At 35.9% G+C, this 2,433-nt stretch carries 1 protein-coding gene; it reads right to left on the bottom strand.

What is annotated here, in order from left to right:
- Nucleotides 1-211 precede the first annotated feature (211 nt).
- On the bottom strand, nt 212-439 hold the full coding sequence (locus tag VG895_05545) for a hypothetical protein (GenBank protein ID HWA52481.1): 228 nt from the start codon (nt 437-439) through the stop codon (nt 212-214).
- Nucleotides 440-2,433 lie beyond the last annotated feature (1,994 nt).

Below are 2,433 nucleotides of genomic sequence, written 5' to 3' on the forward strand. Positions count from 1 at the left end.
ACTGTTACCGCAGTGTGCTAGAGGAAATTCATATATGTTTGCTGTATTAGCTGGAAAATAATCGTCAAATCCTTTAAACGTCTTCTTAGAAACCGCTGGGTATAGGTCAAGTTGTACTACTCCAGCTGCAATAAATTTTAAGATTCAATTTATGTTAATTTGCAATATAAATAATACATGTTAACAATGTGTATAAGTAAAATTTCATATATTAATGTATCCGATTAGTTAACTTACAAATTTTACCTATCTTCATTGTGTCGGAAATAACAACGACACCGTCCAATACATCCTGCCGTATTAACGCATCTTGATTTTCTTGGGATAGACCAGGCCATCGTGGCTGATTAGGTGGAATATGCACCACAACGTCATCATTTGCGAGATCATCAATATCGCTCTCGATATCCTCCTCAGCTTCAAGGTCCAAAAACTCCATGATAAAAAAGTAATCGAAGCGGTAAGTATTAAAAGTATAATACAAAGCACATATTGTTATTTTAAAATACCAATACAAGAAAGATGGTTACAGATAGACACGTTAAGCTCTGACAGTAGCGAAAGAGTTGGATCAGCTGACAAATTGAAAAAAAATGAAAAAACGAGATAGGGTTCCCTTAACAACCAACCCGAAGGTGATAATCCGTATAAATTTAATCAGGGTCATCAACTCTTTCCAAAAAAAAATTTGCGGTTCCACATCAGGTTGGAACAAGCAAACATCACACTACAAGAATATATATACATTAGCCCCCAAACCCATTAACGGTACCTTAAGAACCGCGAAAAAAATTTCGAAATTTCTTGCCGAAATTTCAAATTTCAGTTTACATTAGGGTTAGAGAGAACCCAATAAGCCTGAGCACGTACACACGTTTAATGCCGAATGCCCAATTTACTTCCAAAAGAATTCGTCAACCGTACTACACAGAAATAACTAAAGTATAAAAGTTAAACAAATAAGTAAATATATAAGAATTATTTCTATAGTAATTTTTAAAAATATGACAATCAACGTATACTTTTCTCAACGGAAGTGGGTTTGAACTGATGCACCAAACATTTTATCAAATCACAGGTTGCCCCAAAAAGTTGACACAACTCCTATATAGCGATCTTAATAATTAATTTAAAAAGTGACAACGTAGTTGGAGTCTGGGTAAGGGTTAGGATGAAAGTGGTAAGGTTAGGTTATGCTAGAGCGTGAATGAGGAATGTCCATCTAGTATGGAAAATATCGGCCAACTCTACAGGACAGAAAAAATTAAAGTATGAAAAATTGAAATAATGGACAACGTTATGGGAGCTCAGGTTATGTGTAGAGGTTAGCTTAATGTGGCATGTTGATCTTAGCATGGAATAAGGAAGAACTATCTATTTTGAGCAGGATTGAATGTTTGGTTAGCGGAATATAGCGCTTGTATAGTTATTAGTGAATTTGTTATGGTCTAGCTTGCAGGGCATGTAACGAGTGATTAATTACTCATATGAAATTTATTTGGTTTTGGGGCAAAATAAGTTTGTTATATTTAAATTCATTTTATTAAAATTCCTCCCAACCACCCCTTTCCTGAATACATAATATTATAATCTAAATCTATTAATCTTAATACATTGACTAGTAAGAGAAAGGTACAAAGTTCATATAACAAAATAAAAATCTTATCCTAAATATCCTCTAAGTTGAGATCGAAGTCATCCGGGTGAAGCCTGTCGTAGTGCTTTTTGAGCGCCATCCTATATTTAAATGTCTTGCCACAAGTGATGCATTTAAGGGGCGTTGTTTGATGCTTATGCGACGCAATGTGACGATTCAACGTGTCCTGCCTTGTTGTCTCGTACGAACAAATACTGCAGCGAAGCTTATCAGTAGCATGCTGTGTCTTTAAGTGGCGCTTGAGAGCTTTTTCCCATGTACACTTCACTCCACACAAGGAGCACACGAACTAAAATATAAAAAAATACAAATAGTTAGGTTAGGGTTGCTTGTTAGTTAGTTATTATTCAAAATAATGAAAGTAGTGTTTTCTAAATGTGACAACGTACCTCAACCTTAGGTGCAGGACACCGCCGAAAAGGGACAGAAATTTTGCCCGCCAGAGAATAGGAAACCGTAATAGTTTCGGCAGGATCAACGGAACTCGAACAAACATATTCAACCAAACTAAGGACCAACAAAGTAACAATAATACATCGGTTAGGGGCACAATCATCATTAATATTGTTTTATGTAAATGACGGCAAATACGTGCAATTATCTTACCAATTATTATTTACTGCACCTGCTTCTTTGGGTGTGGGCGAGCCTGAAGATATTTGTGGCATGTTAGCATAAAGAATGCGCTGGCCCAACACCGGCACCTGGCCATCAACTGGACTGCAATAAAAATTCACAATACATATATTTTAGAAACTGACCATTTTTAAAAGACC

Source organism: Patescibacteria group bacterium (assembly GCA_035549555.1).
Classification (GTDB): Bacteria; Patescibacteriota; Microgenomatia; order UBA8517; family UBA8517; genus Co84-156.

Coding starts and splice junctions, on each gene's coding strand:
- VG895_05545 (HWA52481.1), bottom strand. CDS start 439: ATGGAGTTTTTGGACCTTGAAGCTGAGGAGGATATCGAGAGCGATATT.